The organism is Dactylosporangium sp. NPDC049140, from assembly GCF_040648435.1.
On the sequence record NZ_JBEZDS010000014.1, the window covers coordinates 95,549 to 116,920 of the forward strand.

Consider the following 21,372-nt stretch of genomic DNA (forward strand, 5'->3'; position numbering starts at 1 on the left):
CCGACTTATCGCGTGCCCGACTTATCGCGTGCCCGACTTATCGCGTGCCCGACTTATCGGACGCCGCCGCGGAGCACTCGACTTATCGCGCGCCGCCGCAGAGCACCCGACTTATCGCGTGCCCGACTTATCGCGCGCAGACGCGGAGCGCTGACGACGCCGGCGGCACATCAATTGCTTGGTGCCCGGCCGGCCCTCATGAATCGGAGGTTACGTGTGGACGATGCCGGTGGCCCGTGGGGATAACGGCCGCCCGAAGCCGGATTTCGAGGGCTTCGGCGGCGTGCACAATTCAACGTTCGGCGCGATCCTCGGTCGATTGTTTCGCGTACCGGCGCAGATGCGGGCCGACGCGATCGCGGCACCGGTGCGTGACGGTACAAACGGATAGGGTCCGGTTGCTCGGCGCCGTCCATGCTCTGCCGCGGTGCGGAATCGCTCTCGGTGTCGGCGCTGGCCCGCTCGACGGACTCCTCATCCGGCGGCACTGAACCCTCGGCTACCTCACCCGGCGAGACCAGGCATCGGTCTTGCTCAAGCGGCGGGATGGGGCATCCGGCCTGCTCGACGGGCGGAGCCGGCTGGACCGGGCATTCGACCTGCTAACTGGCGAGACCCCGGCGGAGGTAGGGCACTCGACCTGCTCAACCGGCGGAACCGGCCCGGCTGACCCAAGGGCAGCGGCCGAACGGCGCTCATAGTTCGCCTTCGCCTCCGCCGCCCGCCGCGCAAAGCTCGCATACCCAGCCGCCTCGCTGCCATATTCCCGCCGAAGCTTCTCCGCATACCGCCGCTGCAGCCCCCAATAGCGACGCTCCGCATGCTCCCGCCGAAACGCATCCCGAGAAGGCGACCAATTCCGCGCCCGAGTCCGATCCCGCATAGCAGCCACTTGCGCCCGACTGAACAACGATATCTGCCCCACCACCCCACAATTATCCCAACCACCCCAGAAACCCGCCGCCCCACTTCATATAGCGCACAAATCCGGGACCACCGAATGACGACCCGCACGAACCCGCCGGCAAACCACGACCAAGAGGAATAACCGCACGCAACAACGAACCAGGACCACGCTTACACGTTGCGGGAGCGCAAGCTCCCGCCACCATCGGCCGAGCGTCGTTGGACAGCCCCAAAGTCCAGGTAAGCCGACATAAACCCCGTCAGGCGAAAAATCCGATAAGTCGCGGCGCGGAACGCCCGACTTATCGGGGAGAAAAGCGGAACGCCCGACTTATCGGGGAGAAAATCAGCCCTGAGCCGCAATCTCCCGAGCCCGATCCCGAGCCGCCTCCAACGCCGAAAGCAAAGCCGCCCGAACCCCATGGTTCTCGAGCTCGCGAATAGCGTTGATCGTGGTCCCCGCCGGCGACGTGACCGCCTCACGGAGTTTCACCGGATGCTCGCCGGACTCGCGGAGCATCACGGCGGAACCGATGGCCGTCTGCACGATCAGGTCGTGGGCCACCTGTCGCGGCAGGCCCAGCAGGATGCCCGCGTCGGTCATGGCCTCGACGAGGTAATAGAAGTAGGCCGGGCCCGAGCCGGACAGGGCCGTCACCGCGTCCTGCTGCGACTCCGGAAGGCGGATGGTCCGGCCCAGCGGGCGGAACATCTCCTCGGCGACGGCCAGGTGCTCGGCGTTCGCGAAGGCGCCGGCCGAGATGGCGGTCATGGCCTCGTCGACGAGGGCCGGCGTGTTGGTCATGACGCGTACGACCGGGGTGCCCTCTGGCAGGTGCTTGGCGAAGAAGGCCGTCGGCAGGCCGGCGCACAGCGACACGACGAGCTTTCCGGCCGGCATCTTCGGGCCCAGGTCGGCCAGCAGCGCGCCGGCGTCCTGGGGCTTCACGGCGATGGTGACGACGTCGGCCTCGCGCAGGGCGGTTTCGTTGTCGACCACGCGGATGCCGTACCGGTCGGTCAGTTCGCGGGCGCGTTCCGGGCGACGGGCGGTGGCGATCAGGCGATCCGGCGACCAGCCCGCGCGCAGCAGGCCGGAGAGCAGGACCTCGCCCAGTTTGCCGGCACCGAAGACGGCGATGATGCGCACGCGCTACCCCCAGACGAAAGCCTGGGGCCCGCTCGAAAAGGGCCCCAGGCGGTACCTGCGATCAGACGGACTCAGGAGCCGAAGAAGACCTCGGCCTCGGTGTAGCGCTCGACCGGCACGGTCTTGAGCTCGCGCGTGGCGTCCTGGAGCGGCACCCGCACGATGTCGGTCCCGCGCAGGGCGACCATCTTGCCGAAGTCCGACTCGTGCACGGCGTCGATCGCGTGCAGGCCGAAGCGGGTGGCGAGGACCCGGTCGAACGCGGTCGGGGTGCCGCCGCGCTGGATGTGGCCGAGCACGACCGTGCGGGCCTCCTTGCCGGTCTTCGACTCCAGCTGCTCGGCGAGCCACTGGCCGATGCCGCCGAGGCGGACGTGGCCGAACGAGTCGAGCTCCTGGTTGTGCAGCACCATCTGGCCGTCGAGCGGCTGGGCGCCCTCGGCGACGACCACGATCGGGGAGTACTGCGTCTGGAAGCGCTTCTCGACGTAGGTGGCGACCTGGTCGACGTCGAACTGGCGCTCCGGCAGCAGGATCACGTTCGCGCCACCGGCGAGGCCGGCGTGCAGGGCGATCCAGCCCGCGTGGCGGCCCATGACCTCGACCACGAGGGTGCGGTGGTGCGACTCGGCGGTCGTGTGCAGCCGGTCGATCGCCTCCATGGCGATGTTCACGGCGGTGTCGAAGCCGAAGGTGTAGTCGGTCGCGCCGAGGTCGTTGTCGATCGTCTTCGGCACGCCGACGACGTTGACGCCGAGGTCGGTGAGCCTGCTGGCGACGCCGAGGGTGTCCTCGCCGCCGATCGCGACGAGCGCGTCGACGCCCAGGTCGGCCAGGTTCGACTTGATCTTCTCGACCCCGCCGTCGATCTTGAACGGGTTCGTGCGGGAGGAGCCGAGGATGGTGCCGCCGCGCGGCAGGATGCCACGGACCTGGGCGATGCCCAGCTCACGCGTGATGCCCTCGAGGGGACCACGCCAACCGTCCCGGAAGCCCACGAACTCGTGGCCGTAGGTGGAGATCCCCTTGCGGACCACGGCACGGATGACCGCGTTGAGGCCGGGGCAGTCGCCACCCCCGGTCAGTACGCCGATACGCATGCTTGATCTTGCCTTCCTGGTTGCGTGCCCGACCCCCGTCACGGGTGCGGTCGAGCCGGAGGTACCCGCTCATGGCGACGCTGCCGATTCACAGCGCACTGTAGTCGCTCCGGCTGAACCTTCAGCAGTCGTCCCCGCGGATCCCGAACTTCTTCGCCGACTCGTGCTCCTGGGTCAGGCGCCGCAGCGCGGCCAGCAGCGAGTCGCCGAGGATGGAGCCGACGACCGCGGCATAGAGCATCTCCTCGGGGCCCCGGGCCCGCCCGACGAAGGCCAGATCGTGCACGGCGATGGTCTCGGCGACGTCGGCGTACTGCTCCAAAAGTACTCCCACATCGGCCCCGACCTGCTCGAACGCGGCGAGCACGCCGGCCGCGGCCTGGCGCGCGGGCGCCTGCGGCCCGACCAGCCAGCCCCGCTCCTCGGCGAGCTGGTCGATGCGCTTGCGGGCCGCGGCGACCGACTCCGGGTCGATGGACTCCTTGCCGCTCACCGACGTCGGCAGGGCGTGGCCGAGCACATAGTGCACGTCGGGGTCCGGCTCGTCGAGCGCCGCGAGCAGTTGACGGATTGTGGCGATCGGCAGCCGCCCGATGTCCAGAAGCACCCGGACGAGGCGTAGCCGCTCAACGTGGCGCTCGTCATACCGCGCCTGGTTGGGGCTGGTCAGCTCGCCGGCCGGCAGCAGGCCCTCACGCAGGTAGTACTTGATCGTCGGCACGGGGACACCGGTCAGCCGGCTCAGCTCCGCAACGCGCATGGGACTTCCTCCCCCTCTTGACATGGACAGCATACCGTTCCACGGTAGATAGCGAAGCTATCCACTATCCATTGGAGCTAGCGATGACCATCGCCAAGCTGCACCGCCCCCTCGTCATCGTCGCCGGGCTGATGGCCGTCCTGGCCCTGGCCGCCCTGACCGGGATCTTCGCCGATGACCGCACCCTCGTCGGCGCGCCGATCTGGCTCAAGCCGTTCAAGTTCGCGGTGTCGATCGCCGTCTACGCCACCACGATCGCGTGGCTGCTGTCGCTGCTCGAGCGGCGCCCGCGACTGGCCTGGTGGCTCGGCACGACCATCGCCGGCGCGATGCTCGGCGAGATCGTGATCATCGTCGGCCAGGCCGTCCGCGGCCGCCAGAGCCACTTCAACGTCGGTACGCCGCTGGACAGCGTCCTGTACAGCATCATGGGCGCCACGATCGCGATCGCCTGGGTCGCCACGCTCGTCATCGCCGTCCTGCTGCTCATGCAGCGCCTCCCCGACCGCGCCGACGCCCTGGCCGTGCGGCTGGGCATCCTCGTCGCGCTGGGCGGCATGGCGGTCGGCTTCCTCATGACCACGCCGAGCGCCGCCCAGCTCGCGCAGGGCCGCCCGTCGATCGTCGGCGCGCACGCGGTCGGCGTCGCCGACGGCGGCCCCGGCCTGCCCCTGGTCGGCTGGAGCACCACCGGCGGCGACCTGCGCGCCGGGCACTTCATCGGCATGCACGCGCTGCAGGCCGTGCCGCTGTTCGCGTTCGCCCTGGTGCTGGCCGGGCGCCGGATCGCCCGGTTGCGCGAGGACCGCGTCCGCATCAGGCTGGTCGGCGTGTTCGCGTTCTTATATGCCGGCGTCACGGTGCTGGTCACCTGGCAGGCGCTGCGCGGGCAGCCGCTGACCCATCCCGACGCGCCGACCCTGGCCGCGGCGGCCGTCCTGCTGGCGCTCACCGCGATCGGCACGGCCTGGGCCTCGGCCTCGCCCGGGCGCGCCCCCGCCGCCGTCCCCGCCGGGGCGCTCTCATGAGCGAGACGCTGTTCCAGCTGGCATTTCTGGCGACGGTACCGTTCTGGGCGCTCATGATCCTGGCCCCGACCTGGCGCTGGACCCACCGGATCGCCTCGTCGCCGCTGATCGTCCTGCCCACCCTGGTCGTGTGGGCGCTGGCCATCGCGCCGAGCCTCGGCGACTTCGCGCACGAGATGCTCGGCCCGGACCTCGCCGGCGTCAAGGCGCTGCTGGCCCGCGACGACGTGGTGGCCGCGGTGTGGGCCCAGGTCATCGCGTGGGACCTGTTCATCGGCCGCTGGATCTACCTCGACAGCCGTTCGCGCGGGCGGCACCCGCTGCTGATGGCGCCGGTGCTGGTGCTCACGATCCTGCTCTCGCCGATCGGCCTTCCGCTGTACTTCGTGATCCGCCTGACCCGAAGCGACAAGAACCGCCTGACCCGCGGCGACAGGGGGTCAGCCGTGCATGACGTTCCAGCGGGCGAGGTTGTGCCGAGCGTCGACTAGCGCGTCGTGGCGGCCCTCCGCGACCGGCAGCGGAGGCCGTCCGGCGTCGTCCCACAGCTGACGGAGGTCCTTGGTGAAGCGCGGGATCTCCCGGGGCAGGGCCGGCATCGACCCCCAGAGCTGCGCCAGGGCGACGTGGTCGTAGGCGGCGTACCAGGCCCACAGCTCGATCTCGTCGGCCGCGCCGGACCGCAGCGGCTCGGTCAGGAAGTCCAGCAGGTCGGCGCGGATGCCCTCCCGCGAGCGCCACGCCTTGTCGGACGGCGACGGCAGCTTGTCCAGCACGTTGCGGCGCACCCAGGAGACGGCCCGCGAGTCGTCGAACTCGGTCGAGACCGCGTAGTACTCCCGGCCGTGCTCGTCGACCACGCCGATCGAGACGAGGTCGATCAGACGGCCGTCCTCGATGAACTCGCAGTCGTAGAAGTACCGATAGGGCGCCACCGTACCCATCCAACACCATCGGGCCCGCAGTGATCACAGCGCGTCGGCGAGTTCCGGGTACAGCCCGGTGAGCTGCGTCAGCTCCGCGTGGTCCTCGAGCCGGCCGCCGTCGGCGTGGATGCGCACCGCGGCGGCGGCCGCGTCAAGGGCCACGCCCCGGCACAGCAGGGCCGGCAGGACGGCCTCGCACTCGTCGGGCGGCACGCGGGAAGCCCGCAGGTAGGCGTCGACCAGCCCGTCGGCCGCCCGCGGCCCGCCCGCCGCGAGCACGGCGGCGGCGAGGTCGGCCAGCAGCGGGCCGGTACCGGCCGCCGACCAGCCGACGAGGCCGAGCGCGCCCGTGGCCGGGTCGAGGCGGATGTCACCCCCACCACTGCCGGTCGAGCGGGTCGGCCGCGCGCAGGGGGCGCCCGGCACCCGGTGGAGCAGGGCCACCACCCCGTCGCCCTCGGCCACCGTCAGCGCCCCGCCGGCGGCGCGCACCGGGGTCCCGGCCCTCACGCCGAACGCGTCCACGTGCTCGGCCGCGCTGAGCCCGGCCTCGAAACCGGATCTGCGGCCCATTGGCACCCATTTGCCGACGAATTGTCCGCCGTTGATTTCGACCTGCCACGTATCGCGGTCCAGCGGAATGCACGGACCGGGATTGCACTGCCGGCTTCGGCGCAGCACGATGCGAACCTGCTCGGCGGCGAGGGCGGCCACGCAGCGCATTGTCCGCCGGGCCGCGCCTGGACACGGCGAAACCGGCGGAAATGGTGGAAGATCCCACCCGCACACGGCCGGGACGAGGGTGCTCGCACCACCCCCGGCCCGGCCGGCGCCCCGCCGTGCCCCCCGCCCCCCGGCGACTTGCGCGGTGGCACTAGCCTGCCTGCGGACTCATGAACGGCGCTGTCGAGGAGCCGATGCGGGGGATGTACAGACTCCGACACGCGCGTCATGATCTGGTAGAAGTTCCGTACTGTCTTCGTGATCACCTAACGTGATCACGAGTCCGATCAACGCCGAACCGGGAGGGGTTTGACCGTGGAGGGTCGGCTGCCAGATCCCGGCGACGCACTGACCGGTGTGGAAATGTTCAGTGGTCTGGAGCCCGATGTGCGTCAGCGGGTCATCCAGGCGGCGGTGCCACGGACATACCGCAAAGGCCAGCTGCTGTTCGTCGAAAACGATCCGGGTGAGTCACTCATCGTGCTCAAGCGCGGTGCCGTGATGGTCTTCCGGACCGCACCGACCGGCGAACGCGCGGTCCTCTCCGTCATCCGGCCCCCCGACACGCTGGGCGAGGTGTCGCTGCTCGACGGCGCGGCGCGCTCGGCCTCGGCCGAGGCGATCGAGGACTGCCAGGCCCTGGCCCTGTCGCGGCACGCGTTCATCGAGCTGGTGCACGCCAACCCGCGGATCCTCGACGCCGTGATGCGCTCGCTGGGCCTGCTCATCCGGCGGCTCACCGAACAGAACGCCGACCACGTCTTCCTCGACCTGCCCGGCCGGGTCGCCAAGACGCTGGTCCGGCTGGCCGGCGAGACCAACGCGCCGATGGTCACCATCGAGCTCAACCAGAGCCAGCTCGCCGAGATGGCCGGCGGCTCGCGGCAGAGCGTCAACCAGGCGATCGGGTCGTTCGCCAGCCGCGGCTGGCTGCGCACCGAGGGCCGCCGGATCGTGGTGACCGACCTGACCGCGCTGCGCCGCCGGGCCGGCATGACCGACCGGTAGAACCCGTCTCAAACCGGCGGTTCGGGCAGGATTGCCGGGCTGTCCGGCCGGGGACCCGGGTGCCATTTCGGACACCTGGCCGCCCCGGCCGCCGCCGTGTGAGGATGGGTTCTCACAGGGCAAGGGAGTGTCGGCGATTTCCAGTCAGTGCGCACGCTGCGGCCGCCAGGCGGGCGACGGCGACCGTTTCTGTGGTGGTTGCGGGGCCGAGCTGAGCCCACCCTGCCCGACGTGCGGCCGCACGCTCGCCGCCGACGCCGCGTTCTGCACCGGCTGCGGCACGCCGCGCGCCGACACGACCGCGGCGCGCAACCTGCTGCGCACCGAGCGGGCGACCGGCCGGGCCCGGGTGCCCTCGATCCCGCCCGCCCGCAGCGAGGACCGGCGCCGGATCAGCGTGCTGTTCGTCGACCTGATCGACTTCACGCCCTACGTGGAGCGGGCCGACCCCGAGCTCGTGCGCGAGCTGCAGAAGACCTTCTTCTCCACCGCCCGCGAGGTCATCGGCCAGTACGGCGGGGTCGTGGAGAAGTACATCGGCGACGCCGTCATGGCGCTCTTCGGCGCGCCCGTGGCCACCGAGACCGACGCGGTGCGCTGCGTGCGGGCCGGCCTGGAGCTGCAGCGGGTGCTCGCCCGCTACGCCAGCACCGGCGAGGGCGAGCGCGAGCTGCGCTTCCGCGTCGGCGTGGCCACCGGGGAGGCGCTCGTCGACGTGGCCGCGGCCCGCGACGGCGGCCAGGCGATCGTCGCCGGCGACGTGGTCAACACCGCGTCCCGGCTGCAGTCGCTGGCCCCGCCCGGCGGGGTGCTGGTCTGCGGTACGACGTACGCGCTGACCAAGTCCTCCATCCGCTTCGAGCAGCAGCCGCCGGCCACGCTGCGCGGGCGCTCCACGCCGACCGAGGTCTGGCTGGCCCTGGCCCCGCTGCGGCGCAACCACCCCGACCGCGAGGCCGGCTCCACGCCGCTGGTCAACCGCACCCACGAGCTGAGCCTGCTGGTCAACGCGCTGCACCGGGGCCTGCGCGAGCGCACGCCGCAGCTGGTGACCGTGCTCGGGCACGCCGGGATCGGCAAGAGCCGGCTGGTGCACGAGCTGTTCCTGCACGCCGAGCGGCTCTTCGACGCGCCGGTGGCCTGGCGCACCGGGCGCTGCCCGCCGTTCGGGGAGAACGTCACCTACGCCGCGCTGGCCGACGTCGTCAAGGCGCAGGCCGGCATCCTCGACACCGACTCGGCCGAGACGACCCGGGAGCGGCTGGACACGGCGCTGGCCGCGATCGTCGTACCGTCGGAGGCCGAGCGGCTCGCCGACGCGCTCAGCCCGCTGGTCGGCCTGCCCGGGCCGAAGCTGGCGCCGGACGAGACCGAGTCGGCCTGGCGGCGCTTCGTCGTCGCGCTGGCCGCGCACCGCCCGACCGTCCTGGTCTTCGAGGACCTGCACTGGGCCGACGAGTCGATGGTCCGGTTCGTGGAGCGGCTGGGCGCCTCGGTGCGCGACGTGCCGCTGCTGCTGCTGTGCACGGCGCGCCCGGAGCTGCTGGAGCGCAACCCGAGCTGGGCCGGGGCCGTCGCCGGGGCCGTGACCATAACGCTGCCGCCGCTGCGCGACGCCGAGATCGCCACGATGTACGCGCACCTGCTCGGGGCGGCCACGTTCCCGTCGCAGTCGCTGAGCTCCCTGGTCGAGCTGGCCGACGGCAATCCGCTGTACGCGCTGGAGTACACCCGCATGCTCGCCGAGCAGGGCAACGTGCGCGCGACCGACGCGCTCGGGCGGGAGCTGCCGATGCCCGACAGCGTGCACGCGGTCATCGCCAACCGGGTCGACCTGCTCGAGGCCGCCGACCGCGCGGTGCTGCAGGCCGCGGCGGTGGTCGGGATGAACTTCTGGCCGGGCGCGGTCGGGGCGGCGATGAGCCGGCCCGCCGACGGCATCGAGCGCTCGCTGCGCCGGCTGGAGCAGCGGGACCTGATCCACGAGCAGGCGGCCTCGACGATGGAGGGCCAGACCGAGTACCGCTTCGGCCACGTCCTGGTCCGGGACGTGTGCTATCAGCGGCTCCCCCGCACCGAGCGGGTGGCCCGGCACGAGCTGACCGCCGCGTGGCTCGACGGCGTGGCCGCCGACCGGGACACCGACCTCGCCGAGGTCGTGGCGAACCACCGGTTCACGGCGTACGAGATCGCCCGCGGCCTGGGCCTGGACGCCCTCCGCTACACCGTGCCGGCCCGCGACGCGATGCACCGGGCGGCCCGGCGCGCCTACGCCCTGCACGCCCTGGAGGCCGCGGCCGCGCACGCCGGCAAGGCGCTCGCGCTGTGCGACCCCCGCACCGACGCGCTCGAGCGGCTGCGCATCGAGCAGCTCAACACCGAGATCGCCTTCTACGCCAACCCGGAGTCGTTCCTGGGCAGCGGCGGGGCCGACCGGCTGGTCGGGCTGGCCGAGCGGCTCTACGCGGCCGGGGACCAGGCCGGCGCGGCGCGGGCGTGGACCGTGCGGGGACAGGCCGCGTGGCTGCGCGCCGACCGCCTCGACGCGCTGTCCTGCCTGGACCGTGCGGTGGAGCTCTTCGACGAGCTGCCCGACGGGCCGCAGAAGGCCGACGCTTACGCCGAGCTGGGCCGCCTGCACATGCTGAACTTCGAGATCGAGCCGGCGGTCGCGGCGGCCAGCGCGGCCGCGGAGATCGCCGACCGGCTGGGCCTGATCGAGGTGGCCACCGGCGCCCGGATCACCATCGGCACCGCGTTGTTCCAGGCCGGCGACCGCTCGGGCCTGGTCGAGCTGCAGTCGGCCCTCGACGTCAGCCGGGAGCGGCGGCTGCTCTCGGAGCACCGGGCGCTGCGCAACGTCTCCTGGGCGCTGCTGGAGGACGGTGACTGGACGGCGGCCGCGGCACTGCTCGACGACAGCCGCAACGCCGTGCCGGGCAGCCACACGCTGGCCACCGGCTACTCCGACGTGGCCCAGTCGGCGTACTTCGCCGGGGACTGGCCCGGGTACCTGGCCGCGGCCGAGGCGATGGCCGAGACCGGCGCCGAGTGGGACCTGCAGGTACGCGGGGTGCGGGCCTGGCTGCGCACGCTGCGCGGCGAGGACGGCGACGACGACGTCGAGGACCTGGTGGCGGCGGGGCGGCGCTCCGGCTTCTACCGCCTGCAGTGGGTCGCGCTCGGCCACGGCGCCCTGTGCCGGGCCCTGGAGGGCCGCGACCGCGACGCCGAAGCGCTGATCGTCGAGCTGGCCAAGACGTGGCGCGAGGTGCGGGCGATCGCCAGCGGCGAGTGGATCGACGCGACCGCGCACGCGGCGGTGGTCTCCGGCCGGGTGGCGATGATGGCGATCCGTGACATGCTCGCCGACGTGCCGCACCGGACGCCGTGGGTCGAGGGCGCGCTGCGCACGATCACCGGGGCGATCGCGTTCGTCGACGGCGACCACGCCCGGGCCGCGGACATGCACCTGGCCGCGGCGGAGATCTACGGGGAGATCCCGAACCACTCCGCGCGCATCCTGTCGGTGGCGTGGGCGGTGCGGGCGCTGGGCCGCGCCGGCGACGCGCGCGCCGAGCCGTGCCGGGCCGAGCTCGCCGCGTTCGCCGAGCAGGCGGGAACCCCGCGCCTGCTCGCGCTGGCCGAGATCAAGCCGCCACCGGCTCCTGCGAGCTCGTAGGGGCCGGCGCGCTCTTGACCTTCTGGGCGTACATGTCGATGTACTCGCGGCCCGAGAGCGTCATGAGCTCGTACATGATCTCGTCGGTGACCGCGCGCTCGATGAACCGGTCCCCGGCCATCCCGGCGTAGCGGGAGAAGTCGAGGGCCGGGCCGAACTTGATGTGGACGCGCTTGAGATTTGGCAGCTTCTGCCCGATCGGCTGGACTTTGTCCATGTTCATCATGGCCACGGGCACCACCGGGGCGCCGGACTCCAGGGCCAGGCGGGCGACGCCGGTCTTGCCGCGGTACAGCCGGCCGTCCGGCGAGCGCGTGCCCTCGGGGTAGATCCCGAAGATCCCGCCCGCACGCAGGATGCTGAGCCCGACCTCGAGCGCGGCCCGGGCCGCCTTGCCGCCGGAGCGGTCGATGGGGATCTGGCCGGTGCCGGCCATGAACAGCTTCGTGAGCCGGCCCTTGATCCCTTTTCCGGTGAAATATTCCGCTTTCGCCGGGAACGTGACGCGCCGCCGCACGCTCAGCGGCATGAAGATGGAGTCGGCGAAGGAGAGATGGTTGCTGGCGATGATCACCGGTCCGGTGGCGGGGACGTGCTCAAGCCCCTCCACCTTCGGTCGGAAGACCAGCTTCAGCCAAGGTCCGAGGACGATGTACTTGAGGGTCCAGTAGAGCACGGCCGACCTTTCGGGATCGCGCGACAATCGGTGATGACCGTCGCAAAGAGCCTACGAAGCAGTACGGCACACCACAACGCACTCCCGGAACGACGGCCGGGCATGTCAGGATTTCGGTCAGCGGTTTTTCGCGGCGCGCCGGTCGTCGCGGTGACGGCCGCGGGGAGGGGCGAGCTGTGCCAGGGGGTGGGGCGCGGCGCGGCCGGCGGGACAACGGCCTGGTGGCGCAGGAGTACGCGGTGGTGGGCGACGTCGACCCGCGGGTCGGCGAGCATCTCCTCGAGATGCTGGCGGAGGGCGGGATCGCCGCCTACCTCCAGCCGGCCGCGGACCTGCATCCGCTGACCCGCACCACGACGCTGCCGGCACGGCCGACCGATCGGCTGTACGCCGACCGCGACCATCTCGCCACGGCGCAGGACTACCTGGCCCGGCTGACCTCGACCGTGCCCGAGCAGCACACCCCGGCCGGCGAGTCCACGGTGCCCCTGGAGGGCACGACCCCGCCGACCCAGTCGGACGAGGACGCGTTCGCGGCGATCGTGGCCGGCTTCCACACCACCGTCGACCCGACGCTCGCGGCACCCTGGCCGGCCGCCGAGGACCTGGACTCCTCCAGCACGGCCGCGCCGGACATGGACACCGAGCCGGCCCCGCGCACGTCGCTGCGGCGGCCCTCCGACGCCGTGGACCGCTCGCTGCTGGACAGCCTCGACACCTTCGGCCGCGACCTGCCGGGCGAGGACGAGGAGGAAGAGGGGTACACCCCGCCGCCCGCTCCCCCGCTGCCCCGGGTCGCGCCGGTCACGATCGTGGCGGTGCTCGCCCTGGCCGCCGGGCTGGTGCTGCTGTTCTGGCCCGACCTGCTGCCGCTGGGCTCGCAGACCACGCTCTTCCTCGGCTTCGCGGGCGTGCTGGCCGGCTTCGTGGCCCTGGTGCTGCGGCTGCGCCCCGGCGACGAGGAGGACGACGACCCGGACAATGGCGCTCGGGTCTAAACGCCCTTCCCGACCTGCTCGAGCCAGTCCACGATCGCGTCGATCGGCTCCTGCCAGCGCGCGTCGAGCATCAGGTCGTGGCCCATGCCGGGGAAGAGCAGCGGCGAGCCGCCGTAGCGCCGGGCCACCCCCTCCAGGGCGGAGCCGGCCACCACGCGGTCGTCCGGGCTGCCCACGACCAGCACCGGCGGGGCGCCGACCGGGGCCTCGGGCTGGTGCCGGGCGATGAGCTGGCGCTGGGCCCCGCCGGGGACCCGCTGGAGGCGCCGGGCGTAGGCCTGGCCCGCGTTGGCGGGCAGCGACCGGCCGAACAGCTGCTCGCGGGTCAGCGTGACCCGGCCGCCGAAGATCCCGGGCAGGGTGCCGGCCGGGTTGCGCCCGAGCAGGCCGAACGCCGTGCCGAGGCCGCCGAAGACCGGGGCGAGCAGCACGCCGGCCCGCACCGGGTAGCGCGCCATCGCCATGGCCGCGACCAGGGCGCCGGCGCCGTGGCCGACCAGAACCGCCTGGCGCGGCAGCCCGGCCGCGACCTGGGTCACGTCGTGCACGTAGTCGCGCAGGCGGGCCTGGGGCGCCGGGCCCGAGCCGCCGTGGCCGCGCAGGCTCATGGCGTACGCCGGGAACCCCCGCTGCGCCGTGTGCTCCAGCCAGTGCTCGGCGAAGGCCCAGGCGCCGTGGCCGTAGCCCGGCACGAACAGCACCGGGGGCGCGGCCGGGTCGGCCCCGCCCGGCGGCTGCGCCTCGAGCACCTCGCGGCGCACCGGCTTGGGCGGGTCCGCCCACTCGTCGGATCGCATCACCCGCGTCGTCACCGGACCGCCTCCAGCTCGTGCAACGTCTTCTCGAGCTCCTTGAGGTACACGAAGTGACTTACCTCGAACCAGTGCCGGGTCGAGTCCGTCACCTTCGCCTGGGTGTAGCGCCGATCGCCGTCGACGCGCAGCCGCGCCCAGACGGCCTGCGCGCGGTCGGGCGCGGCGTCGAGGACCCGCAGCCACTGCGCGATGAACACCGCCTGCCAGTGCGACAGCGTGAACAGCGCCGAGTCCGGCTGCAGCAGCCCGGCCACGGCGAGCGTGGGATGCGTGCGGGAGAGCATCTGCAGGGCCAGGCGGGGGCGGCCGGCGGCGTCGGCGGAGATCAGCTCCGGGGCCAGGAATTCGAACCGCGGCAGGTAGCCGGTGGCCATGACGACCAGGTCGGGGTCGATGGAGCGGCCGTCGGTGAGCACCACCTCGTGGCCGTCGAAGTGCTTCACGTCGGGCACCGCGACGATGTCGCCGTGGCCGAGGTAGTACGGCAGCTGGCTGTTGACCAGCGGGTGCATCTCGAGGATGCCGTGCTCGGGCCGGGGCAGGCCGAAGCGGGTCAGGTCGCCGACGGTCATGTTGATCGTGCGGTGCAGCAGCCACTGGCGGACCCGGGTGGGCAGCCGCATCGCGAGGATCCGGTCGTTGACCTGGTCGGCGGGGCGGCCGAGGGCGAACTTGGGGGCGTACCAGTAGCCGCGGCGGGTCGAGTGCCAGCACCGGGCCGCCTGCTGGGCCGCCTCGACGGCGATGTCGCAGCCGGAGTTGCCGGCCCCGATCACGAGTACCTTGCGGCCGCGCAGCTGGGCGGCGTCCTTGTACTGCCCGGCGTGGATGACCTTGCCGCGGTACTCGGCCAGGCCCTCGTACTCGGGCATCTTCGGCGCCCAGTTGTGCCCGTTGGCGGCGACGACGGCGTTGTAGCGCATGGTGCGCGGCGCCCCGCCCCGCGAGCCCTTCACGGTCACGTCCCAGCGCGGCGGGCCGCCGCCCGGGTCGTCGACGGGCTCGACGCGGGCGACCTCCGTGCCGAACCAGATGTGCTCGCGCAGGCCGAAGTGGTCGGCGTAGCGCTCGAAGTACTGCAGCATCTGCGAGTGGTGCGGGTAGTCCGGCCAGTCGTCCGGCATCGGGAAGTCGGGGAACTGCGTGAACGGCTTCGACGAGATCAGGTGCGTGCTGGCGTAGACCGGGCTGCGGTCGTGCCGCCAGTTCCAGCCGCCGCCGACGCCGGTCTCGCGCTCGTAGCAGTCCACCCCGAACCCGGCCTCGCGCAGGTTCTTGACGGCGGTGAGGCCGGTGCCGCCGGCGCCGATGACGCAGACGGTGTCACCGCGGTCGTACACAGGCTCGCCGTCGCGCCAGTGGGTCGCGTTCCCGGCAAGATCATCGAACCGACCGTCAGCGCTCACCGCGGCATCATCCCGGATTTATGCGTCGATTTCCAGGTCGGCGACCACCGGAAAATGATCGCTGGCGGCGCGGCTCGAGGGCGTGTCGACGACGTCGTACTGCAGCACCGTGATCCGGGGATCGACGAATATCGCGTCGAGCCGCTCCCGGGCGGCCGCGACCGGGAAGGTCGGGCGCTCGTCGGGCCCGGCCGCGTCGGTCAGCCCGTCGGCGATCATGCGCCAGGCCGCCCCGCCGGAGTTCTCGTTGAGGTCGCCGGCGAACACCAGCGGCTCGGCGACCTCCTCCATCCGGGCCTTGAGCAGCTCGGCCTGGGCCGGGCGCTCGGCCGTGTCGGTCGACAGGTGCGAGCCCGCGGCCACGAAGGTGGCCCGGCCGACGCGGCACCGCACGAAGACGGCGCCGCGCATGTGCCGGCCGGGGGTCAGCGGGTAGCGCACGTTCCACTCGGCGACCGTGCGCACCCGCAGGTTGGTCAGGATCAGGTTGCCCAGGGCCGGCAGCCCACCGCCGCCGATGACGAGCTCGAACTCGCGGGCCAGGTTCGCCGACTTCTGCCGCCACCGGAAGCGCCGCGGCGCCTCCTGCAGGATCGCGATGTCCGGCGCGGCCTCCCGCACGACCTCCGCGAGCGCGCGCCGGTCGTCCTTGAGGCCGTGCAGGTTGTACGACAGCACCCTGATCTTCGTCACCGTGTCACCTCATACGGGCCAGATCCGCGGCGCCCACCACGCCGGCCAGGTTGCCCATCAGCGCGGGGCGCACGTCCGCGACGGGGAGCCGGCCGCGCTGGGCCAGCTGCTCCTCGTAGCTGGCCCGGGCCGGCTTCAGCAGCAGGTCGCCGGCGTCGATCACGCCGCCGCCGACCACGATGACCTGCGGGTCGAGCGTCTGCACGATGTCGGCGAAGGCGACCCCGAGCCAGCGCCCGACCTGCTCGAACGCGCCGATGGCGACCGGGTCGCCCAGGCGCGCGGCGGCGGTGACGGCCGGACCCTGGATCGCGTCCGGGTCGCCGCCGGCCTCGCCGAGCAGCGTCACGGCCGCCTCCGGGCGGGCCCGCGCGTCGGCGCGGGCGAAGCGGACGAGGGCGTTCCCGCTGGTGTACTGCTCCAGGCAGCCCCGCCGCCCGCAGCCGCACGGGTGGCCGTCCGGGATCATCGTGGTGTGCCCGACCTCGCCGGCCACGCCGTTCGCGCCGCGGATGAGCCGGCCGCCGAGCACGATCCCGCTGCCGATGCCGGTGCCCACCGTGTACAGCACCATCGAGTCGTCGGCGTCGTGCGCGGCGCCGAAGCGGAACTCGGCCCAGGCCGCCACGTTGCCGTCGTTCTCCACGACGGTGGGCAGCCCGATCGCCTGCTGGATCTTGTCGCGCAGCGGCTCGTCGCGCCAGGCCAGGTTGGGCGCGAACTGCACGATCGAGCGGGTCGCGTCGACCCACCCGGCCGCGCCGATGCCCACGGCCTCCACGTCCTGCCCGGCGGCGAGGTCCTTGATCACATCGATGATGCGCTCGGCGGTCTCGTGCGGGTCCTGCGCGGGCGTGTCACGCCGAGTCTGGACGAGCACGTCGCCGGCGGTGTCGACGACACCGCCGAGCACCTTGGTTCCGCCGATGTCGACGCCGATGGTCAGCCCCATTGCGGGAAGCTCCTCTCGTTCTGGGGTCAATCCTGAGCGACGTCGCTGTCGGTGGTTGACGTTTTGTGCGTGGCGGCGTGCCACGAGTCTCCCGGCTCCTGCGCCGAGCCTCCTGGCTCTTCCGCCGGACCTCCCGGCTCTTCCGCCGAGCCTCCGGGCCCTTCCGCCGGACCTCCCCGCTCTTCCGACGCCGGGCCTCCCGGCTCTCGCGCCGGGCTGAACCCTCTCAGGAACGACGCGACCCCGGCCGCGAGGTTTCCGGCGCCGGTGGCCAGGCGCTCGGCGAGATCCGGATCGGGGTTGCGGGCGGCCGCGATGGCCTTGCACAGGGGGCACACGCAGCACTCGGCGGAGCCGGTGGCGAACCCGGCCGTGCTGTTCGCGGCCATGGACAGGGCGGCCAGGGCGGCGGCGACCAGGCGCTCGGCCTCCTCGCGCGGCTCTCTCACGCCGTCACCTCCGCAAGCTCCGGACCGCTCACGAGCCCTCGACCCGGCGCTTGAGCTCCTTGAGCGCGGTGTCCATGATCATCTTCTCGGCCTTGCGCTTGAACATGCCGAGCATCCCGATCGCCAGTTCCACCGAAAGCGAGTAGGTCACCGTGGAGGTGCCGTCCGGCGAGGCGGCGATGTCGTACGAGCCTTCCTGCTGCTTCTGCATCTTCGACGGCGCGGTGAGGCTCCACTCGATCCGGCTCAGGTCCTCGGCGTACTCGTACCGCAACGTGTACTCGTCGGACACCGGGCCCGAGTCGAGCACGAAATGGACCTGGCTGGCGTACCCGTCCTCGTACTCCTCAACCACCTCGGCCGACTTCACCGCGGCCACCCACTCCGGGTAGCGGGCGAAATCGGCGATGACCGCGGCGACCCGATCCGGGGGCGCGTCAATGACGATCGACTGGGTCGAAGTGTCGGCCATGCGTGGCAGGCTACCTCTGCCACGGTGGGTGTGGGGCGTCGGCTCGCCTGGGGGGCTGTGCGACCTGTTACGCCGACAGGTAGGTTCCCGATACAGCAACAGAGTGGAAATGGAGCCGGACGTGCGCGAGTTCTCCGTCCCCGCCGCGGTCACCGTCGCCGAGACGGCCACGCTGACCGACCCGGTCTGGGACAACGCCGCCGTGGCCCCGGCCTCGGTGCAGTTCGAACGCCGGGTCGACGGAGCCTGGCTGCCCGTGACCTGCGCGGAGTTCCTCGACCAGGTCGTCGCGCTGGCGCGCGGGCTCCTGGCCGCCGGCATCGAGCCGGGCGAGCGCGTCGCCCTCATGAGCAAGACGCGCTACGAGTGGACCCTCATCGACTACGCGATCTGGACCTGCGGCGCGGTGACCGTGCCGATCTATGAAACCTCCAGCCCCGAGCAGGTGGCCTGGATCCTCGAGGACTCCGGCGCGGTCGCCTGCTTCGTGGAGACCGACGCCCACCGCGACGCCGTCGCCCAGGTGCGCGAGCGGACGCCGGGCCTGGCCCACGTGTGGCAGATCGACGGCGCCCCGGGCGCGGTCGAGCAGCTCGTCGGCGACGGCGCGGCCGTGCCCCGCGAGGACGTCGACCGGCGGCGCACCGCGACCAAGGCCGACGACCTGGCGACGATCATCTACACCAGCGGTACGACCGGCCGCCCCAAGGGCTGCATGATCACGCACCGCAACATGCTCTCCGACATCGTCAACGCGGTCCCGGAGCTGCGCTCGCTGTTCAACGAGGGCGCCCGCACGCTGCTCTTCCTGCCCCTCGCGCACTCGTTCGCGCGGCTCATCCAGATCGGCGTGGTCCAGGCCCGGGCCACCATGGGGCACACGGCCGACACCAAGAACCTGGCCGACATGCTGAAAAGCTTCAAGCCGACGTTTGTACTCTCTGTGCCGCGCGTGTTCGAGAAGGTCTACAACACCGCCAAGCAGCGCGCCCAGGCCGACGGCAAGGGCAAGATCTTCGAGCGGGCCGAGCGCGTGGCGATCGACTACAGCGCCGCGCCGTCGCCCGGGCTGCTGCTCAAGGCCCAGCACGCGCTGTTCGACCGGCTCGTCTACGGCAAGCTGCGCGCCGCGCTCGGCGGGCAGTGCACGCGGGCCATCTCCGGCGGCGCCCCGCTCGGCGAGCGGCTCGCGCACTTCTACCGCGGCATCGGGGTCACGATCTACGAGGGGTACGGGCTGACCGAGACCTCCCCGGCGACGAACGCCAACCGCGACAACGGCGTGCGGATCGGCACCGTCGGGCGGCCGCTGCCCGGCGTGACGATCCGCATCGACGACGACGGCGAGATCCTCGTGCAGGGCGACATCGTCTTCAAGGGGTACTGGAACAACCCCGACGCCACCGCCGAGACGATCGACGCCGACGGCTGGTTCCACACCGGCGACCTGGGCGAGCTCGACGACGACGGCTTCCTGCGCATCACCGGGCGCAAGAAGGAGATCATCGTCACCGCCGGCGGCAAGAACGTCGCCCCGGCCGTGCTCGAGGACCGGGTCCGGGCCCACGCGCTGATCAGCCAGTGCATGGTCATCGGCGACCGGCAGCCGTTCATCGCCGCGCTGGTCACCATCGACCCCGACGCGCTGCCGGTCTGGAAGCGCGACAACGGCAAGCCCGAGGACGCGTCGATGGAGAGCCTGGTCGACGACCAGCAGCTGCGCGCGGAGGTCCAGAAGGCGATCGACGAGGCCAACCAGGCCGTGTCGAAGGCCGAGGGCATCAAGGTCTTCCGAATCCTGCCCCGCGACTTCACCGAGGCGACCGGCGAGCTCACTCCGTCGTTGAAGGTGAAGCGGAACATCGTGCTGAAGGAGTACGCCGGCGACATCGCCGCCATCTACGAGCGCTGACCTTTCGCCTTTGGAGGACGCAGTTGACCGACCAGCCCGCGGTGGCCGCCCGCCCGGCCGCCCCCGCCGCCCGGGCCGGGGCCACCGCCGAGCGCGCCGGCACGCCCGCGAGCCAGGCGCGGCGGGCGATCGTGGTCGTGCGGGTGCTGCTGCTGGCCCTCGTCGCCGTGCTGCTGCTCTCCGACGGCGTGCGCGCCGCGGAGCTGCTCTGGCTCGTGCTGCTGCTGGCGGCCGCGGTCATCGCCACCGTCGCGCCCGACTCCCACGAGGTCGCGCGGCTCGGGCGGACGGCCGAGGTGCTCATCACCGCGTTCGCCGCGTCCACGCTCAACGACGACGCCAGAGCGCTGCTGCTGTACCTGCCGGTGCCGATCGTCGCCGCCGCGCTGTCCGAGGGCCGCCGCCTCGCCGCGGCGTACCTGGTCGCGGCGGCCGCGCTGCTCGTCGTCGGCGGGGCCGTCGAGGGGCGGCTCGACGAGCGCGAGTACCTGGCCGCGGGCGGCACCTGGCTCGTCATCGCCGGGGTCGCGGCGTTCCAGGTCACGCTCCTGCAGCGGGTACTGCTGGCCCGCCGTCCCGAGGAGACGCCGCAGCCCTACGCCGAGGCCACGCGCCTGCTGACCCAGCTGCGCAGCGTCGCCCGGCAGCTGCCCGGGGCCACGCTCGACCCGGGCGGCCTGGCCGAGCACCTGCTCGACGAGGTCCGCGCGACGGTCCCCTCGACGCGCGGGGCGGTGCTGTCCGGCAGCGGCGGCGGCCGGCTCGTCGTGCTGGCCCAGGCCGGCGTCGAGCGGCTCGACTGGGAGACGGCGCTGGACACCGAGAGCGCCGTCGCCGACGCGTGGGCCACCCAGCAGCCCGTCGTCTCCGGCCGCTCGCAGGCCCGATCGGTCGCGCGCGGGCAGAGCATCTCCTCGATGGCGGTGCCGCTCATCGCCGGGGTGCGCACCGTCGGGCTGATCGTGCTCGAGACCGACACCCCCGGGTCGTACCCGCCCGCCCTGGTCACCAAGGTCCGGTCGGCGACCGGCCCGGCGGCGCTGCGGCTCGAGGCGGCCCTGCTCTTCGACGAGGTCCGCTCGCTGGCCACCACCGAGGAGCGGCAGCGGCTGGCCCGCGAGATCCACGACGGGGTGGCGCAGGAGCTCGTCATGGTGGGGTACGGCATCGACAACGCGGTCGCGGCCCTGCCCAACGTCGAGGCGGCCGAGGAGGAGCTGCGGGTGCTGCGGGCCGAGGTCACCCGCGTGATCACGGAGCTGCGGCTGTCGCTGTTCGAGCTGCGCAGCGAGGTCGACCGCTACGGCGGCCTCACCGCGGCGATCTCCGACTACGCGCGGACCGTCGGCGCCTCGGCCGGGCTGCGGGTGCACCTCTCGCTCGACGAGACCACCGCCCGGCTGCCCGCCGCGGTCGAGGCCGAACTGCTGCGAATTGCCCAGGAGGCCATCACCAACGCGCGGAAACATGCGGGCGCGGAGAATCTTTGGGTAACGTGCGCGGTCGATCCACCGTTCGCACAGGTAGAAATATCCGACGATGGCAGCGGCATCGGTGAGAACCGTCCGGACGGGCACTATGGTCTTGCGATCATGGCCGAGAGGGCGGAACGTATCCGGGGCCGGTTGGAGATCACGCCACGTGTGCCGAATGGGACCACAGTGGCGGTTGTGCTCGGAACCGCACCGCGTGCGCGGTAGCGTGAAGGCACCCAGA

General features: G+C 72.4%; 20 protein-coding genes. 8 read left to right on the top strand and 12 right to left on the bottom strand.

Features of this window, described 5'->3' with window-relative positions:
- Positions 1 to 214: 214 nt before the first annotated feature.
- Positions 215 to 391, top strand: coding sequence for a hypothetical protein (locus AB0B76_RS23655; RefSeq protein WP_360378820.1), 177 nt, complete (start codon positions 215 to 217; stop codon positions 389 to 391).
- Between the two features lie 861 nt (positions 392 to 1,252).
- Here AB0B76_RS23655 and proC read toward each other — a convergent pair.
- The 3 genes from proC to AB0B76_RS23670 form a co-directional block, all read right to left on the bottom strand.
- Complete coding sequence (gene proC, locus AB0B76_RS23660) at positions 1,253 to 2,056, bottom strand: pyrroline-5-carboxylate reductase (protein WP_360378823.1); 804 nt, start codon at positions 2,054 to 2,056, stop codon at positions 1,253 to 1,255.
- A 71-nt stretch (positions 2,057 to 2,127) separates the two neighbouring features.
- Entirely contained in the window at positions 2,128 to 3,156 is a 1,029-nt protein-coding gene (locus tag AB0B76_RS23665) for a 6-phosphofructokinase (RefSeq protein WP_360378825.1), read from the bottom strand.
- Between the two features lie 121 nt (positions 3,157 to 3,277).
- Positions 3,278 to 3,916 (bottom strand): MerR family transcriptional regulator, encoded by a 639-nt coding sequence (locus tag AB0B76_RS23670; RefSeq protein WP_360378828.1) that lies wholly within the window; start codon positions 3,914 to 3,916, stop codon positions 3,278 to 3,280.
- Between the two features lie 83 nt (positions 3,917 to 3,999).
- Between AB0B76_RS23670 and AB0B76_RS23675 the strand changes: the two genes are divergently transcribed.
- Together AB0B76_RS23675 and AB0B76_RS23680 are read left to right on the top strand one after the other, a co-directional pair.
- The gene (locus AB0B76_RS23675; protein ID WP_360378831.1) at positions 4,000 to 4,944 is read left to right on the top strand and encodes a hypothetical protein; all 945 of its coding nucleotides are present in this window, start codon (positions 4,000 to 4,002) and stop codon (positions 4,942 to 4,944) included.
- Positions 4,941 to 5,435, top strand: coding sequence for an ABA4-like family protein (locus AB0B76_RS23680; protein WP_360378834.1), 495 nt, complete (start codon positions 4,941 to 4,943; stop codon positions 5,433 to 5,435). Before AB0B76_RS23675 ends, AB0B76_RS23680 begins: the two co-directional genes overlap by 4 nt.
- Here AB0B76_RS23680 and AB0B76_RS23685 read toward each other — a convergent pair.
- Together AB0B76_RS23685 and AB0B76_RS23690 are read right to left on the bottom strand one after the other, a co-directional pair.
- A complete protein-coding gene (locus AB0B76_RS23685; protein WP_360378836.1) occupies positions 5,385 to 5,888 on the bottom strand; it encodes a polyadenylate-specific 3'-exoribonuclease AS in 504 nt (167 codons plus the stop codon). The two genes, AB0B76_RS23680 and AB0B76_RS23685, sit on opposite strands and share 51 nt — an antisense overlap.
- A gap of 24 nt (positions 5,889 to 5,912) precedes the next feature.
- Positions 5,913 to 6,443 (bottom strand): hypothetical protein, encoded by a 531-nt coding sequence (locus AB0B76_RS23690; RefSeq protein WP_360378838.1) that lies wholly within the window; start codon positions 6,441 to 6,443, stop codon positions 5,913 to 5,915.
- A gap of 465 nt (positions 6,444 to 6,908) precedes the next feature.
- Between AB0B76_RS23690 and AB0B76_RS23695 the strand changes: the two genes are divergently transcribed.
- Both AB0B76_RS23695 and AB0B76_RS23700 read left to right on the top strand, forming a co-directional pair.
- A complete protein-coding gene (locus AB0B76_RS23695; RefSeq protein ID WP_360378841.1) occupies positions 6,909 to 7,601 on the top strand; it encodes a Crp/Fnr family transcriptional regulator in 693 nt (230 codons plus the stop codon).
- Between the two features lie 127 nt (positions 7,602 to 7,728).
- Positions 7,729 to 11,283: an adenylate/guanylate cyclase domain-containing protein gene (locus AB0B76_RS23700; protein ID WP_360378844.1), complete on the top strand. Its 3,555-nt coding sequence runs from the start codon at positions 7,729 to 7,731 to the stop codon at positions 11,281 to 11,283.
- Here AB0B76_RS23700 and AB0B76_RS23705 read toward each other — a convergent pair.
- Positions 11,252 to 11,959: a lysophospholipid acyltransferase family protein gene (locus AB0B76_RS23705; protein ID WP_360378847.1), complete on the bottom strand. Its 708-nt coding sequence runs from the start codon at positions 11,957 to 11,959 to the stop codon at positions 11,252 to 11,254. The two genes, AB0B76_RS23700 and AB0B76_RS23705, sit on opposite strands and share 32 nt — an antisense overlap.
- 176 nt (positions 11,960 to 12,135) lie before the next feature.
- Between AB0B76_RS23705 and AB0B76_RS23710 the strand changes: the two genes are divergently transcribed.
- Complete coding sequence (locus tag AB0B76_RS23710) at positions 12,136 to 12,957, top strand: DUF308 domain-containing protein (RefSeq protein ID WP_360378850.1); 822 nt, start codon at positions 12,136 to 12,138, stop codon at positions 12,955 to 12,957.
- Here the strand turns inward: AB0B76_RS23710 and AB0B76_RS23715 are convergent.
- The 6 genes from AB0B76_RS23715 to AB0B76_RS23740 form a co-directional block, all read right to left on the bottom strand.
- Positions 12,954 to 13,754, bottom strand: a complete 801-nt coding sequence (locus AB0B76_RS23715; protein WP_360378852.1) for an alpha/beta fold hydrolase — start codon at positions 13,752 to 13,754, stop codon at positions 12,954 to 12,956. The genes AB0B76_RS23710 and AB0B76_RS23715 overlap by 4 nt on opposite strands.
- An 11-nt stretch (positions 13,755 to 13,765) precedes the next feature.
- The gene (locus AB0B76_RS23720; protein ID WP_360378855.1) at positions 13,766 to 15,178 is read right to left on the bottom strand and encodes an NAD(P)-binding domain-containing protein; all 1,413 of its coding nucleotides are present in this window, start codon (positions 15,176 to 15,178) and stop codon (positions 13,766 to 13,768) included.
- 18 nt (positions 15,179 to 15,196) lie between these two features.
- Positions 15,197 to 15,871 (bottom strand): endonuclease/exonuclease/phosphatase family protein, encoded by a 675-nt coding sequence (locus AB0B76_RS23725; protein WP_360378858.1) that lies wholly within the window; start codon positions 15,869 to 15,871, stop codon positions 15,197 to 15,199.
- Between the two features lie 4 nt (positions 15,872 to 15,875).
- Positions 15,876 to 16,823, bottom strand: coding sequence for an ROK family glucokinase (locus AB0B76_RS23730; RefSeq protein WP_360378860.1), 948 nt, complete (start codon positions 16,821 to 16,823; stop codon positions 15,876 to 15,878).
- 26 nt (positions 16,824 to 16,849) lie between these two features.
- On the bottom strand, positions 16,850 to 17,212 hold the full coding sequence (locus AB0B76_RS23735) for a hypothetical protein (RefSeq protein ID WP_360379125.1): 363 nt from the start codon (positions 17,210 to 17,212) through the stop codon (positions 16,850 to 16,852).
- Positions 17,213 to 17,300: 88 nt separating this feature from the next.
- On the bottom strand, positions 17,301 to 17,744 hold the full coding sequence (locus AB0B76_RS23740; protein WP_360378862.1) for an SRPBCC family protein: 444 nt from the start codon (positions 17,742 to 17,744) through the stop codon (positions 17,301 to 17,303).
- Between the two features lie 121 nt (positions 17,745 to 17,865).
- Between AB0B76_RS23740 and AB0B76_RS23745 the strand changes: the two genes are divergently transcribed.
- Positions 17,866 to 19,656 carry a long-chain fatty acid--CoA ligase gene (locus AB0B76_RS23745; protein ID WP_360379127.1) on the top strand — a complete coding sequence of 597 codons (1,791 nt, stop codon included), beginning with the start codon at positions 17,866 to 17,868 and terminating at the stop codon, positions 19,654 to 19,656.
- Positions 19,657 to 19,787: 131 nt separating this feature from the next.
- A complete protein-coding gene (locus AB0B76_RS23750; RefSeq protein ID WP_360379130.1) occupies positions 19,788 to 21,356 on the top strand; it encodes a GAF domain-containing sensor histidine kinase in 1,569 nt (522 codons plus the stop codon).
- Positions 21,357 to 21,372 lie beyond the last annotated feature (16 nt).